Source organism: Microvirga terricola (assembly GCF_011777495.1).
Classification (GTDB): Bacteria; Pseudomonadota; Alphaproteobacteria; order Rhizobiales; family Beijerinckiaceae; genus Microvirga; species Microvirga terricola.
The window spans coordinates 784,848-798,583 of record NZ_JAATJS010000002.1 but is presented as its reverse complement, the minus strand read 5'-3'; the positions used below and the strand labels follow the sequence as shown (position 1 = coordinate 798,583).

The 13,736-nt window shown below is 63.9% G+C and carries 18 protein-coding genes and 1 tRNA gene; 7 read left to right on the top strand and 12 right to left on the bottom strand.

Annotation, left to right across the window (positions count from 1 at the left end):
- Window positions 1-16 precede the first annotated feature (16 nt).
- Window positions 17-229: a DUF3126 family protein gene (locus tag HB375_RS08195; protein WP_027315475.1), complete on the bottom strand. Its 213-nt coding sequence runs from the start codon at window positions 227-229 to the stop codon at window positions 17-19.
- A gap of 81 nt (window positions 230-310) precedes the next feature.
- Window positions 311-1,138: a serine O-acetyltransferase gene (gene cysE / locus HB375_RS08190; RefSeq protein WP_167672461.1), complete on the bottom strand. Its 828-nt coding sequence runs from the start codon at window positions 1,136-1,138 to the stop codon at window positions 311-313.
- Window positions 1,139-1,218: 80 nt separating this feature from the next.
- Between cysE and HB375_RS08185 the strand changes: the two genes are divergently transcribed.
- On the top strand, window positions 1,219-2,019 hold the full coding sequence (locus HB375_RS08185; RefSeq protein WP_167672460.1) for an enoyl-CoA hydratase: 801 nt from the start codon (window positions 1,219-1,221) through the stop codon (window positions 2,017-2,019).
- On the opposite strand, the gene HB375_RS08180 is transcribed toward HB375_RS08185, so the two are convergent.
- Both HB375_RS08180 and HB375_RS08175 read right to left on the bottom strand, forming a co-directional pair.
- On the bottom strand, window positions 2,006-2,539 hold the full coding sequence (locus HB375_RS08180; protein WP_167672459.1) for a class I SAM-dependent methyltransferase: 534 nt from the start codon (window positions 2,537-2,539) through the stop codon (window positions 2,006-2,008). The two genes, HB375_RS08185 and HB375_RS08180, sit on opposite strands and share 14 nt — an antisense overlap.
- A 57-nt stretch (window positions 2,540-2,596) precedes the next feature.
- On the bottom strand, window positions 2,597-3,361 hold the full coding sequence (locus HB375_RS08175; protein WP_167672458.1) for an alpha/beta fold hydrolase: 765 nt from the start codon (window positions 3,359-3,361) through the stop codon (window positions 2,597-2,599).
- A 177-nt stretch (window positions 3,362-3,538) separates the two neighbouring features.
- On the opposite strand from HB375_RS08175, the gene HB375_RS08170 reads away from it, so the two are divergent.
- The 3 genes from HB375_RS08170 (at window position 3,539) to HB375_RS08160 (ending at window position 5,233) form a co-directional block, all read left to right on the top strand.
- Window positions 3,539-3,802, top strand: coding sequence for a zinc-finger domain-containing protein (locus tag HB375_RS08170; protein ID WP_167672457.1), 264 nt, complete (start codon window positions 3,539-3,541; stop codon window positions 3,800-3,802).
- 1 nt (window position 3,803) lies between these two features.
- The gene (locus tag HB375_RS08165; RefSeq protein WP_167672456.1) at window positions 3,804-4,988 is read left to right on the top strand and encodes an FAD-dependent oxidoreductase; all 1,185 of its coding nucleotides are present in this window, start codon (window positions 3,804-3,806) and stop codon (window positions 4,986-4,988) included.
- A 159-nt stretch (window positions 4,989-5,147) separates the two neighbouring features.
- Window positions 5,148-5,233: transfer RNA gene (locus HB375_RS08160), tRNA-Leu, on the top strand.
- A gap of 82 nt (window positions 5,234-5,315) precedes the next feature.
- On the opposite strand, the gene HB375_RS18580 is transcribed toward HB375_RS08160, so the two are convergent.
- Window positions 5,316-5,777: a DUF2569 domain-containing protein gene (locus HB375_RS18580; RefSeq protein WP_167672455.1), complete on the bottom strand. Its 462-nt coding sequence runs from the start codon at window positions 5,775-5,777 to the stop codon at window positions 5,316-5,318.
- A gap of 167 nt (window positions 5,778-5,944) precedes the next feature.
- On the opposite strand from HB375_RS18580, the gene HB375_RS08150 reads away from it, so the two are divergent.
- A complete protein-coding gene (locus tag HB375_RS08150) occupies window positions 5,945-6,382 on the top strand; it encodes a GNAT family N-acetyltransferase (RefSeq protein WP_167672454.1) in 438 nt (145 codons plus the stop codon).
- A 4-nt stretch (window positions 6,383-6,386) separates the two neighbouring features.
- Here HB375_RS08150 and HB375_RS08145 read toward each other — a convergent pair whose 3' ends face one another.
- Window positions 6,387-7,094 carry a 2-phosphosulfolactate phosphatase gene (locus tag HB375_RS08145; protein ID WP_205800090.1) on the bottom strand — a complete coding sequence of 236 codons (708 nt, stop codon included), beginning with the start codon at window positions 7,092-7,094 and terminating at the stop codon, window positions 6,387-6,389.
- Window positions 7,091-7,366, bottom strand: coding sequence for a hypothetical protein (locus tag HB375_RS08140; protein WP_167672453.1), 276 nt, complete (start codon window positions 7,364-7,366; stop codon window positions 7,091-7,093). The genes HB375_RS08145 and HB375_RS08140 overlap by 4 nt, the downstream gene beginning before the upstream one ends.
- 194 nt (window positions 7,367-7,560) lie before the next feature.
- Between HB375_RS08140 and HB375_RS08135 the strand changes: the two genes are divergently transcribed.
- Window positions 7,561-7,941, top strand: coding sequence for a COG4315 family predicted lipoprotein (locus HB375_RS08135; protein WP_167672452.1), 381 nt, complete (start codon window positions 7,561-7,563; stop codon window positions 7,939-7,941).
- 106 nt (window positions 7,942-8,047) lie between these two features.
- On the opposite strand, the gene HB375_RS08130 is transcribed toward HB375_RS08135, so the two are convergent.
- From HB375_RS08130 to HB375_RS08110, 5 genes are all read right to left on the bottom strand, one after another.
- Window positions 8,048-9,334, bottom strand: a complete 1,287-nt coding sequence (locus HB375_RS08130; RefSeq protein WP_167672451.1) for a porin — start codon at window positions 9,332-9,334, stop codon at window positions 8,048-8,050.
- Between the two features lie 338 nt (window positions 9,335-9,672).
- A complete protein-coding gene (locus tag HB375_RS08125; RefSeq protein ID WP_167672450.1) occupies window positions 9,673-9,972 on the bottom strand; it encodes a hypothetical protein in 300 nt (99 codons plus the stop codon).
- Between the two features lie 65 nt (window positions 9,973-10,037).
- The gene (locus tag HB375_RS08120) at window positions 10,038-11,594 is read right to left on the bottom strand and encodes an AMP-binding protein (protein ID WP_167672449.1); all 1,557 of its coding nucleotides are present in this window, start codon (window positions 11,592-11,594) and stop codon (window positions 10,038-10,040) included.
- A 24-nt stretch (window positions 11,595-11,618) separates the two neighbouring features.
- Complete coding sequence (gpt, locus tag HB375_RS08115) at window positions 11,619-12,125, bottom strand: xanthine phosphoribosyltransferase (RefSeq protein ID WP_167672448.1); 507 nt, start codon at window positions 12,123-12,125, stop codon at window positions 11,619-11,621.
- 22 nt (window positions 12,126-12,147) lie between these two features.
- Window positions 12,148-12,894 (bottom strand): competence/damage-inducible protein A, encoded by a 747-nt coding sequence (locus HB375_RS08110; protein WP_167672447.1) that lies wholly within the window; start codon window positions 12,892-12,894, stop codon window positions 12,148-12,150.
- Window positions 12,895-13,011: 117 nt separating this feature from the next.
- On the opposite strand from HB375_RS08110, the gene sfsA reads away from it, so the two are divergent.
- Window positions 13,012-13,731 carry a DNA/RNA nuclease SfsA gene (gene sfsA, locus HB375_RS08105; RefSeq protein WP_167672446.1) on the top strand — a complete coding sequence of 240 codons (720 nt, stop codon included), beginning with the start codon at window positions 13,012-13,014 and terminating at the stop codon, window positions 13,729-13,731.
- Window positions 13,732-13,736 lie beyond the last annotated feature (5 nt).

Genomic DNA, 13,736 nt, shown 5'->3' with positions numbered 1-13,736 from the left:
CTGCTGCGAGGTCCGATCAGTCCTCGAGATCCGTGTCGAGGATCGCCATGGTGAAGTTGAAGGAGCGGTCTCCGTCCTCGTCGTCCACGAACAGGACGCCGACGAATTCCTCACCGATATAAACTTCCGCCGAGTCGGTCTTCTTGGGACGACCGACCACGCGGATCGAGTGGTTCGCAAAAGTCTGGCGCAGGTAACGCTCGACTTTCGCCATCTCCGTTTTATCCACGGCAAACCCTTTCCTTAATGTCGCGGATGCAGCACTTGCCACGCCGCGAACGCAGGGGCAAGCGGCGTCAGACTATTACGCTCAGATCCCTTCGGACAGGAAGTGATCCATGGCGCGAGCGGGCTCCTCGCATCCCGCGCTGCCGATCACCTTGGCGGGCACGCCCGCAACCGTCGCATTGTGCGGCACGGGCTTGAGCACCACCGAGCCTGCGGCAATGCGCGCGCAATGGCCGACTTCGATATTGCCCAAAATCTTCGCACCCGCGCCGATAAGCACGCCGTGCCGGATTTTTGGGTGCCGGTCGCCCCTCTCCTTGCCGGTGCCGCCGAGCGTCACGTTCTGCAAGATCGAGACGTTGTCCTCGACGACGGCCGTCGAGCCGACGACGAGGCCGGTGGCGTGATCGAGGAAGATGCCGCGGCCAACAACGGCGGCGGGATGAATGTCCGTCTGGAACACTTCCGACGAGCGGCTTTGAAGATAGAGCGCGAAATCCTGCCGTTTGCGGTGCCAGAGCCAATGGGCCAGGCGATGGGTCTGGATGGCGTGGAAGCCCTTGAAATAGAGCAGCGGCTCGATCACCCGCGTGGTGGCAGGGTCACGGTCGAGCACGGCGCTCAGATCCGCGCGGAAGGCCGAACCGATCCCGCGATCCTGCTCCACGGCCTCATGAAAAGTCTGTTCGATGATATCGGCGCCCATCGACGGGTGCGCGAGGCGCAGCGCGACGCGGTGGATCACCGCCGATTCGAGATTGGGTTGCTGCAGAATGGCGCTCAGCACGAAGCCAGCCAGTGCGGGCTCCTCGCGCACAATCGCCTCGGCCTCGGCGCGCAGCCGGTCCCACACCGGATCGACGGTCCCGGCAACGAAGCCTGAAGCTTCGGCCTTACGTGGCTGTGTCATGACGGTCTCCCTGCCGGTCTAGGCCGATTGCACTAACATAAATAAGAAGGTGGAGCCTGTTACTCTAGATCCGGCCAGCCATGACCTTTGCTTATACGTCGCCCACGCCGAAGCTTCGCGTCTCCGTCGAGGATGCGGTCGCGACGATTGCCATCGACAACCCGGCCAAGCGCAACGCCTTCGATTTGGAGATGTGGCGCAGCCTGCCGCCGATCATGACGGCGCTGGAGGCGGCTGCCGAGGTCCGGGGCATCATCTTGCGCGGCGCGGGCGATGGCGCCTTCGCCTCGGGCGCGGACATCTCGGAATTCGAGACGCATCGCGCGGATGCAGAAGGTGGGCGGCGCTACGAGGCGGAGAACGAAGCCGCCTTCTGGGCGGTCGCCCATTGCGCGAAGCCGGTGATCGCGATGATCCGCAGCTTCTGCCTCGGCGGCGGCTTCGGCCTTGCGGTTGCCTGCGATCTACGCGTCGTGTCGGACAATGCGATCTTCGGCATTCCGGCGGCGCGGCTCGGCGTCGGTTATCCGCCCGGCGCGATGCGAATGATCACCGCCGCCATCGGCGCACCTGCGGCGAAGGATCTTTTCTACACCGCGCGGCGGATCGGCGCGGCAGAGGCCGAGCGTCTCGGCGTCGCGCAAAGGCTGGTGCCGGACGAGGAATTGGAAGCGACGACAACCGCCCTCGCCCGCGACATCGCCCAAAATGCGCCGCTGACGATTCAGGCGGCCAAGGCTGCCATCGATGCGGCAAGCGGCCTCGCCAAGCCCGGACGCGACCCTGCCGCCCTCGCCGATCTGTGCTTCGACAGCGCAGACGCGGTGGAAGGCCGTGTCGCTTTTCTCGAAAAGCGCCCGCCGGTCTTTATCGGGAGATAGTCTCCAAGCGAGTGGGCGCGGCCGCGCTCTTGCCCTTTCGGCGATAGACGAAGTAGCGCCCCGCCGCCATGCCCGTCTCGGCGGAGATGTCGGAGCAGGAAGGCATCGCAAACGCCCTGTCCGCGACGAGCAGGCCGCCGAGTTGCAGCAGGGGTTCCAGCAAGGGCGCCAGGCGGGCGGCGAGCTTGCGGTTTTGCGTTTCGTCGCCCGTGCCGATGTCAATGTGGATGAGCGCCGCCGCGCCGGGCCCGAACCGTTCGATGAAGGCGGGCAGCGTGTCCAGAAGATCGCCGACGATCAGATAGCGAGCAGGCGGGATGCAATCCGGATGGGCGGCGGGCGCGCGCTCGAACACATAGATCTCCCGCCCCGGCAGTCGCGCTCGCAGATGATCGTACGTTCGCCCGTTGCCGAGACCGAGTTCCAGCACGAGGCCGCTCGGCGCGATCTGGTCCGTGGCCCAATTCAAAAGGTCCCGCTGCGCCGTCAATCGCCGGATGGCACTGTCGAGTCGGGTCATCGCGCTCTCCCTCCCCAACGGAACTGGAAGGAGGGGATGCGAAATCAACTCAAGGCGTCACGGCCTGCGAGCGAGAAAGTCGACCACGCCCTGCTTGTGCGCCCGGTCGCCGACCGCGAGGTTGTGATCGCGGCCCGGAATATCGAGCGCTTCCGCGCAGGGCATCAGCTTGGCGAGGTCATGGGGCGAGCCCGCAATCGGGTCGTTCGTTCCTACCGCCACCAGGGTCGGCACGCGGATGGTCGCCACCTGCTCTGCGGTGAGCGTCTGGCGCGAACCGCGGATGCAGGCCGCAAGCGCCCTGAGATCGCTCTTCGTCTGTTCGGCGAAGGCGCGGAACATGCGCTGCATCGGGTCGGTCAGGTCGTCGAGGGAACGCACCTCCATCGCATCCGCGATGCCGAGCGGCAGGCCGACGCCCTCGATGAGATGGATGCCGAGGCCGCCGAGAATCGCGGAGCGCATCCTGTCCGGCGCCATCAGCGCCAGATGGGCCGTGATCCGCGCGCCCATGGAATAGCCCATCACATCCGCCCGCTCGATCTCGAGATGATCGAGCAGCCGCAGGGCATCGCCCGCCATGAGATTGGAGTCATAGGCCGCGGGATCGTAGAGCTTCTCGCTCTCCCCATGCCCCCGATTGTCGAGCGCGATGACCCGGTGTCCCGCCTTGGTGAGAGACTTGAACCAGAGTGTGTTGAGCCAATTCACCGCATAGTTCGAGGCAAAGCCGTGGATGAGCAGGATCGGGGCTCCGTGCCCCTCCTCGGGTGCGGCATCGACATAGGCGATGCTGACGCCGGCGGAATTGAAGTAACGCATGGGATTTTCAGGTCGTTGCAGGGTCCAAGGGGCCTTAGTCGACCGCACCCTAAAGCATTTTCCCCCGCAATGGATACCGCCCTCGACTCTGATCCCATCAGATCGGATTTTGCTCTAGGCGCATGGCCCTTCGGCCATTATGGTGCGCGCAAATTTCCTGAACGACGAGCACCGACGATGGCTGACAAAGGCACTCCTCATTTCCACAACGAGCCGGGCGTTTCCGTCATTCACGTGGGCTCGAAGGAGTTCATGTGCATCGGGGCCAAGCCCCCGTTCGATCACCCGCATATCTTCCTGGACATGGGCACCGACAACGAGATCGTCTGCTCCTATTGCTCGACCCTGTTCAAGTACGACCCGTCCCTGAAGGCGAGCGAATCCCGCCCGGCCGATTGCGTGTGGACGCCCGATTACGAGACCGACTCCCCGGCAGCGTAAGATGTCGGAGCTTTCGGTCGCGGTCGTTGGCGCCGGCATCGGCGGGCTGACGACGGCCCTTGCCCTAGCCCGCCAAGGTCACGCGATCACCCTCATCGAGCGCCGGACCGGCTTCAGCGAAGTCGGAGCCGGCCTGCAGCTCTCCCCCAATGCCAGCCGCATCCTGATCGACCTCGGCCTCGGGGCCGCGCTGAGGCGCGCAGCCACAGAGCCCGCGCGCGTCGTCGTGCGCAGCATCCGCTCCGGTCGGCAAATCGGACAGGTCGCGCTCGGCCCCTTCATGCGCAGCCGTTTCGGCGCGCCCTATTGGGTCATCCACCGGGCGGACCTTCAGACCATCCTGCTCGACGCGGTGCGCTCCACGCCCACGATTCGCCTGCTGATCGGCCGCAAGGTCGAGGAGGTCCACGACGGCCCCTTTACGGCTAGCGTCACCATGACGACCCAAGGCGGCGCGCGGGAAACGTTGAGCGTCGATGCGGTGATCGGCGCAGATGGCGTGTGGTCGAAGGTGCGCGCTGCGCTGGGAGAAACCGCCTCCCCCGCCTTTCGCGGCTATGTGGCCTGGCGCGCCACTCTCGACAGAAGCGCCGCGCCTGCCCCTCTCGCGGGAGACGAGACCGGCCTGTGGCTCGGCCCGCGTGGCCATGTGGTGCACTATCCCGTCGCGAGCGGGCGGCTCGTCAATGTCGTCGCTATCGAGCGCGCGCCTGAGCCCGTCGAAGGCTGGGCCGCGCCCGGCGACGGCAGCGAGCTTCAATCGCACTATGCTTCCGCCGCGCCTGCCCTGCAAAAACTCCTCGCGCAGCCCTCGCAATGGCTGCGCTGGTCGCTCTTCGACTTGCCCGCGACAACTTTGGTCAAGGGGCGCATCGCCCTTCTCGGCGACGCAGCCCACCCCGTCCTGCCCTTCCTCGCGCAAGGCGCAGCGCTCGCTATCGAAGACGCCGCAACGCTCGCCCTCCTGATGACCGATGCGGGGCGCATTCCACAGGCGTTTGCGACTTATGCCGAAAAGCGCCTCGACCGGGTGCGAAAGGTGCAAGGAGAGGCGCGCCAGAACGGGCGCGTCTATCACATGGGCGGCCTTATGGCCTTCGGCCGCAACCAGGTCATGCGCCACCTCGGCCCCGAGGGCATGACCGAGCGCTATTCCTGGCTCTACGACTTCCGCCCCACCGCCTGACCGTCTTGGAGCATGATCAGAACAAGTGGACACCGGTTGTTCGCCCGGATCATGCGGCAATAAGGAAACGAGAGCTTAGTCATGTTTCAGAGAGACATGACCAAGCTCTAGGATGGGCTTGCGCTCGCCCGGCGCTCCCGATAACCGTCTTTCACCAATGCGGACGTGGCGAAACTGGTAGACGCAAGGGACTTAAAATCCCTCGGGCCTAGCCCGTGCGGGTTCGACCCCCGCCGTCCGCACCATTTACAGATTTCCAAATTGTCTCGGTTTGATCCGATCGCCTCCTTCATCCGCACAAAAGCGACGGAGGCGGTGCAGTCGCGCCTAGTTGATGAACGTGTTCCGAACGCGCTTTGAATGAAGCATGTAGGGAATCCAAACAAGACACACGAGAAGGCTTTTGAAGATTGCCTTATAGTCGTCCGGCTCAAAGGGCAGATCGAATACAATAAATGCAATTGTGCAATCGACCACCAAAAACGCCGACTGACCCGCGAGAGTCCAAATGAATAGCTTTGGATAGGCGCGTCGATGCTTGATGAGGAGATAGATCAGCCAAAGCGCAAGACCGAGAAAAACGGTGCTTACGACAATTTCAAAGCCTAGGACAGCGCCAACCATTGTGTTGCCACCCACATCACGAGCTGCCCGGACAGTGTCGAAGAGGCTGTTCGCAACTCTAGGGGGTCCTAAGAATGTGCCAATAGCCGGTAGAAGCATCCACCCGCGTATGCCCTTCGGCCCAGCCCTTGTCTCTGTTGTTGGAATAGTTGCGGTTGAGGTCATCACAGGCCCCCAAGTGATCCCGTAGCCGAATGCCGAAGCCTTATCTGAACTTTGACAGGCGAAACTTACGGTCCCGTAGGATTGAAGTCACAATGCATGAAGGGCACAAGGGCTCTCGCATAGATTTCCAACCCAATCACAGCCGCTTCGCGCCGAGAGATACGACGATGAACCCGGACAGCCCCTCAGTCCTGATCGAAACCGACGCCCCACCCTCCGAGGCCTACGCCACCGGCCTTGCGGAGCTGCGGCGGTTTACGACTGAGACGGTCGGCGCGCCGGACAATCATGACTTTGCGGTCCTCATCCCTCACCCGGAAACCGGTGAGCCCATCGGCGGGTTGTGGGGGCAGTCGCGATGGGGTGGGTTTCATATCGACATGCTGATCGTGCCGGAGATCATGCGCGGCACGGGCGTTGGCTCGCGTCTGATGGAGGCGGCGGAGGCTGAGGCGCGGTGGCGGGGGTGCCACCACATGTGGCTCGACACCTACAGCTTCCAGGCCCGCCCGTTCTATGAGCGCTTCGGCTTCGAGGTTTTTGGCCAGCTCGACGGCCCGCCGCCGATCTATCCGCGCTTCTTCATGCGCAAGATTTTGGATTGAGTTTTCAGCCCGCGCGATAGGCGCCGTCGATGAGCCGTGGCGCGAAAGCGCTGACGTTCTGCTCCAGCGCGATTTCCACATCCCCGACATAGCCAGCTTCCGTCAATTCGCGGCCTGAGAGCGAGTCTCGGATGAGGCGGTTGAGGCTTTGACCCGCGCTGCGATAGGCGTCGCGAAAAACTTTCGCTTCCGGCGAACAGGGCAAGGCGATCCGGTCGATGATCGCGCCCGCGCCCAACAGATCCTCGATGGCCGGGCGTAAGCTTCCATCGGGCCAGCGCTCTCCGGCAGGCACGACGCCAATGATGCCGCTCCCCGCGACCTCGCGAGCGGCTTTCGCGACCGCGTCCGCGTTTCGCAGACAACCGGCGAGAGCTGGGATGCCATTGCATGCGGCGGAGAGGCGCGAGCCGTTGGGGGATGGAAGAACGAGCTTCGCCCTCGCAGAAAGGCCCGCGAGACTGACCGGCGAGAGGCTGAACTGTCCGCCAGCGGCCCGCCGGGGATGGGCGAGCACGGCTCCGACGCGATCCGCCTCGGCCTGCGCCGCCTTATGGTCGCCGTACGAAAACGGATAGACGATGGCGCCTCGCGAGACTGCCACATCGACGGCGGTCGAGAAGGACAGGGTATCGACGATGATGAGAACATCGACCGCTGCCGGAGCGTCTCGACTCCGGCCATGCCCCATTCGCTCAGGACCTTCATTCAAGGCATCCGGTCGCAGGCGCGGTTGTCGGTGACAACGGTCTCTCCGGACGCATTCACATGCCGCCGCACAGCGCCCCGGCAGGCTTCGCTTGCGAGGCCCTGGCTGGTGTCGCCATAGACCCGCCGCCCATAGACCCGCTCGGTCTGATAGCCGGGACCGTATTGGAACTCGCCATAGGTGAAGTCGGCGCTGGCCGCGCAGCCGCCGAGCGCGCCCGCGAACAGGGCGGGAGCGATGACGACAAACCCTCTTCGGTCGAATGCACCCGTCACAACCATCTCCTGTCATGTCTCATCACTGGTGCGGCGGGAGAGTGAGGCCCGGCCCTTGAATTGCCGATGAACAGGACCGGACATCTTTCCGCGTCCCCCTTCCCTCCTACTTCTTCTTGGCCAGGGATGGGTGAGGCACAAATCGCAGCGTCGCACATTTCTGAAAAGGGATCTGACACGCTCGGGAGGGATCGATGCTCAAATTCGGTTTTGTGGCCGTCGCGATCGCGGGAGGAATTCTCGCCGCGCAGCCGGCTTTCGCTCAAGGAAAGGAAAGCGAGACCAGCAAGGGCAAGGCCCTGGTCGATGCTGCCAAGGGAATGACCCTCTATGTCTATGACCGCGACGCGGCGGGCAAATCGAACTGCACGGGCGTGTGCGCGCAGAACTGGCCGCCTCTCGCCGCTGCCGCCGACGCGAAGAGCAGCGGGCATTGGACGGTGATCGCCCGCGACGATGGATCGAAGCAATGGGCATATCAGGGCAAGCCGGTCTATCACTGGAGCAAGGACACGAAGCCCGGCGAAGCGACGGGCGATGGTGTCGCCGGTGCGTGGCACATCGCGCGGCCATGAAGGGCGGTGGCCCACCTCAAGCCCTGATCCGCGTTTCCATAGCCGATGAAAAGAAAAACCCCGGTGTCGCCACCGGGGTTTTTCGATTGTTGTCGTGAGACTTCGCTTAGAAGTCGCGCTGCACGCGCAGGCGGCCTTCCCAAGCGTGGTCGGAGCTGACGAGGCGTCCGTTCGGGCCCTCGACGCGACCATGGGGATCCAGGCGAACCCAGATGACTTCGGCGCCGAAGTCGAGACCGCTGACCGGGGTCCAGAAGATGTTGGTGCCGAGGCGGGTTTCGGTGAAGTCCGGAAGGCCCACCTCACGAGCCTGCGCCGAGTAGTCGAACCGGGCGTAGGAGCCGAAGATCGCCTGACGGATTTGCGGGGTCCAGAAGTGGCGGTAGCCACCGGCCACCGACCAGCCACGGCCGCGGCTGAGATCGCCCGTGGTCGGGTTCACGAACGCGTCGACGAGCAGGACGTTGAGGATGCCGGTCGAGAGGCCATCGGTCGAGCCGCCGGTGATGTAGCCGAGAGCGCCGTTGGCATAGGCCACGTTGACCCAGGCCGCATCGCCCGCGCCGAGCATCGGCAGGTTGACGCCGACGTTACCCTGCACGGCGAAGCCGTATTCGGTGTCGGGGATCGAGCCGAGGATCGGCGAAACGAACACGCCGTTGGTCAGGACCGCGCTGCGGATCTGGTGAACCGCGCCGGAGAGCTGAGCCGTACCCCAGGTACCGGTGTACTTCACGTTGGCGACGACGTCGGGCATGCGCTGGCCAGCGGGGACCAGGCCGAACGGGCTGCCGACAAGGCCGTTGTCGCGGCGCTCAAGACCGTCTTCGATCGAGATCGTGGCCGACCAGTTGTCGCCGAAGGTGAAGGTGTAGGCGAGCAGGTCCACGTCCGGCGAGTCGGAGAAGCGCAGGGTGCCCATGTGCTCGGTCGGCAAGTCGCCGTTGTCGAAGAAGGTCGTCACACGACCGGCGGTCAGGCCGCCGAACTGGATGAAGGCCTCGTTGACGTCAGGCGTGGTGCCGATGCGGCCGGTCGCGAAGAGCGGCGTGCCGGAATCGCGGGTGATCTCGAAGCGGACGAAGGTGCGCAGCAGCCCGTAAGCGGTCGCTGTGCGGGCATCGAGCTGGATACGGCCGCGAGCACGGAAGCCGAAGGCATCATCCGCGCGGTTGAACGGCTGGGCATACACATAATCGGCGCGGACGCGGCCACCGGCGCGCAGGCAGGTTTCCGTGCCAGGAATGTAGAAGAAGCCTTCACCGTAAGTGGTGCAGACGCGCACGTACTCAACCGGAGCAGCCTTCTTCGCCGGCAAATCGGCAGCCTGAGCGCCGACGACACCAGCAAGCCCCGCGACCGATCCGAGCATTAGGCTCTTAACGAGCTTCATTGGGATTCTCCAAAAATTTCGCTGCGCTGGAGGTGGTACCTCCAATGCCTAAGGTAACAATACCCACCTCAGGATCGGAGGCAATCGCGGCCAAGCTCGGTTTTGGCGAAGTTGCGGGCGTTTTGCCCAAAAAGAGGACAAAATGGGGCAATTCTCGCGATTTCTACCGAGAGGTGTGTCAAAATTCCAACAGTAATTGTGAAGACCTTCCGACACGGGACGGCCGCCATGCCCCTAGGGAAACCCATTCGAAAGTCTAAGTTGAGACGATTTTTCTAGAATCGATGGGCTTCCCAAGCTTTGGGGAGCCTCTTTACTGCGATAAGGGCGTGTCAGTTTCAGAAATCAAACAACTCGCGCGGGCCGGTCTTGCAGCGATACCCCACAAAGCATTGAGGCGTGTCGCGCGCGGGCACCCAGGCAGGCTGAAGATATTCGTTGACCTGGCAGAACGAGAGGTCCCGTACGAAGCGATCGTAGGTATAGGGGCCAGTGCCGAGCACCGCCGCACCGCGCGAGGCTACGATCCTCTGCGCCTGGAAGCAGGGCATGGCGGTCGTGAGGGGCCGCTGGGCCTGTGCACCGGTCGCAAAGGCCGTCACGGCCACGATGATCGCCCAGGATTTCAAGTGCTTCATGACGTCGATCCGCCAGGGGATGCCGTACGCAATAAGAACGCCGCACGCGCGGGATTGTGCCAAGCCTAAAGCATCGCCTGAAGCCGACGCGCCATTTCCACGGCGGCGGCGTAGTCCACCTTGCCGGAGCCGAGAACGGGAAGAGGCGACACCAGAATGGCCTTGGGAACCCAAAGCTCCGGAAAGCCCTGCTCCCGCGCATGGGCCAGAAGCACGTCGCGGTCCGCATCGGGCTTTTCGGTGACGAGAACGATCTGCTCGCCCTTACGCGGGTCGGGCAAGGCGACGACCACGTGGTTCGCGTCGGGCCACAGACCCTGCACCATCGCCTCGATAGCGGCGAGCGAGATCATTTCCCCGCCGACCTTCGCGAAGCGCTTGGCGCGGCCGAGAATGGTGATCAACCCGTCATCGACGGCGACGATATCGCCTGTGTCGTGCCATCCCTCGGTGGGAGTCTCGATTCCGCCCGGACGCTCGGGGCTGAGATAGCCCTTCATCACGTTCGGGCCGCGTACATGCAGCCGCCCGCCCTCGTGGATGCCCTCGACAGGCTCGAGCCGCCACTCGATCCCCGGCAGGAACGCCCCCACCGAGCCGACGCGGTTTTTATCCGGGAGAGAGACCGCGAGCACAGGCGCGCATTCGGTCGCGCCATATCCTTCCAGAATGACGGTGCCGTAGCGTCCCCAAAGCTTTCGCGTTTCCTCCTTCACGCGCTCGGCGCCGGCGATGACGTAGCGCACGCTTTTCAAGTCGTTCTCGTCGGCGGCGCGGGCATAGCCCTGGAGAAAGGTGTCGGTGGCAAGCACGATGGTGGCGCGCGTGCCGGCGATCAGCTTCGGAATTTGCCGATAATGAAGCGGGCTTGGATAGAGCACGCTCTTCATGCCGTTGAGTACCGCCGTCAGCAGACCCGCCGTCAGGCCGAAGGAATGGAAGATCGGCAGCGGGTTGAAGAAGACGTCGTCCGGCGTCAGTACGCCGCCCGCATGGGCCTTCACCTGATAGGCATTGGCGACGAGGTTCGCGTTGGACAGCACGACGCCTTTCGGCTTGCCCTCCGAGCCGGAGGTGAAGAGCACGACGGCGGGATCGTCAGGCTGCACGCCCGCCGGCGCATGGACGCGCCGCGCGAACCAGCTCTCCACTAGGGCGCGAATCTTGTCGAGACTGGTGATCGAGGCGCGCACCTCTTCCAGCCAGACGATCCGCCGCCCCTCACCCAAAGCCGCAACAATATCGTCGAGCTTGCCCTGCTCGACGAAGCGGTGCGAGGTCACGATAGTTTCGATCTGCGCCAGCTCGCAGGCGGCTTTCAGGTTCTTCAGGCCCGCCGTGAAGTTCAGAAACGCCGGAACGCGCCCGAAGGCATTGAGCCCGAAGAGCGTGACCGCGATGCCCTGCACGTTCGGCAACAGCACCGCCACACGCTCGCGCTCTTTCGTCAAAGCGGCCAACTTACGACCGAGAAGCAGCGCGGCCAGCACGAGGCGGCCGAAGCTGATCGGCTGGCGTTCCAGATCCTCGAGCGCGATCTTGTCGCGCCCAAAGGTGTCCCTGGCATCGAGGAGAGCGCTGAACAGGCTTTTGCGCGTGCGCGCGATATCGAAATCAGCCACGGCGTCTCCTCCTTACGGGCTTTGTCAGCCAGCCGAACCCTCGCGGATCGGGGCCTGATAGGCGAGGCCCATATCCCACGGGAAATAGATCCACGTATCCTGGCTCACTTCCGTGACAAAAGTATCGATCACCGGACGTCCCGCGGGCTTGGCGTAAACGGCGGCGAAATGGGCGTTCGGCAGCATGTCGCGCACGATCTTGGCCGTCTTGCCGGTGTCGGTCAGGTCGTCGATGACGAGAACGCCCTTCCCCTTGCCGTCGCCGAGAGCCTTGATGGAGGGCGCGATGTCTTTGAGCACATGCAACTCGCCCTGGTTCTTGTAGTCGTGATAGCTCGCGATGCAGACGCTCTCGATGAGCCGCACGTCAAGCTCGCGCGCCACGATGGCCGCCGGAACGAGGCCGCCGCGTGTGATGCAGACGATGGCCTCGAACGGGCCTGCGGAAGCCAGACGCCACGCAAGCGCCCGCGCATCGCGGTGAAACTGATCCCAGGAGACGGGGAAGGCTTTTGGAGAGGTCGGAGACATCGGCGCACTCGTTGGGGCTAGGTTAATGTGGCACCCCATCGCTCTTGAGGCGATGGAGCAGATCCTGGACGGCGGCAACGGCGCGCGCGACGGCGACGGGGTCCCTGCCCCGCACGACGATCTGATTGCGGAAGCCGCTGGTGGAAAAGGACGGGTAGGACCCGATGGAAACGCCTGGATGGGCGGAGGCAATGTCGGCCAGACCCGCGGCATAGTTGCCCTCGGCGAGCCCCTCGGCCTCAATAGTCTCGGCCAGCATGCGCGCCCCGGTCTGAAGCGTCGGCGCGATGGTGTCGAGCATGGACTGCATGATCGCGGGCACGCCCGCCATAACGAACACATTGCCGATCTTGAAGCCGGGCGCCTTGGAAATCGGGTTCTCGATGAGGTCGGCCCCATCCGGGATGCGCGCCATCCGCAGACGCGCCTCGTTCAGCTCGTGCGGCTGGTAGCGTTCGCGCAGCATGGCGACGGCGCGAGGATCGTGATCGATGCCGACGCCGAAGGCGCGGGCCACCGCATCGGCGGTGATGTCGTCATGGGTCGGGCCGATACCGCCGGTGGTGAAGAGATAGGTGTAGCGCTGGCGTAGCGAATTGAGCGCCGCGACGATCTCATCCTCCACGTCGGGCACGATGCGGACTTCGCACAAGTCGATGCCGACGCCGGTCAGATACTCGGCGATATAGCCGATATTCTTGTCCTTGGTGCGGCCCGACAAAATCTCATCGCCGATGATGAGAAGGGCGGCTGTGATGGGAGCGGCCATGCCAAAACGATCCTTTTTCAAGGCGTTTAGCGCCCGAAACGGCATTTCTCAAGCAAGCCTTCGGTTGAAGGCAGGGCTTCTCCCCTGTTACGGAAGCCCGAGACCTGAGTGAACCCCATGCGTTTTGCCGAAACTCTCCTCGAAGGCCGTCTGATCGAGCGCTACAAGCGCTTTCTCGCCGACGTTGTCCTGCCGGACGGAAAGCAGGTGACGGTCCACTGCGCCAATCCCGGCGCGATGCTGGGCCTGAAGGAGCCGGGAAGCCGCGTCCTGCTCTCCCGCGCCACGAACCCCAAGCGCAAGCTGCAATACAACTGGGAATTTGTGGAAGTGGCGGCAGGCGGTGGACCGAAGCAGTTGGTGGGCATCAACACCTCACGTCCCAACCTTCTGGTCGCGGAGGCCCTACGGGCAGGCCAACTCGCCCCCTTCACCGGCTACGACCGCATCCGGCCGGAGGTGAAATATGGCAGGAACAGCCGCATCGACTTCCTGTTGGAGAAGGACGGCGCGCCGCCCTGTTACCTCGAGGTCAAGAACTGCCACCTGATGCGCCAACCAGGCTTTGCCGAGTTTCCCGATTGCATCGCGGCAAGGAGCGCCAAGCACCTCTATGAGCTTGTGGATATGGTTGCGGCGGGCGCACGGGCCGCTCTGGTCTATGTGATCCAGATGGAGGCCGACCGCTTCGACGTGGCGCGGGACATCGACCCCGCCTACGACAAGGCCTTCCGCCACGCGCTTGCGATGGGTGTTGAGTCCTACGCCTATGTCTGTCGGATCACGCCGGAGGAAGTCGTGATCGACCACCCGGTGGAGATCGTCACGCTGCGGTGACCGGC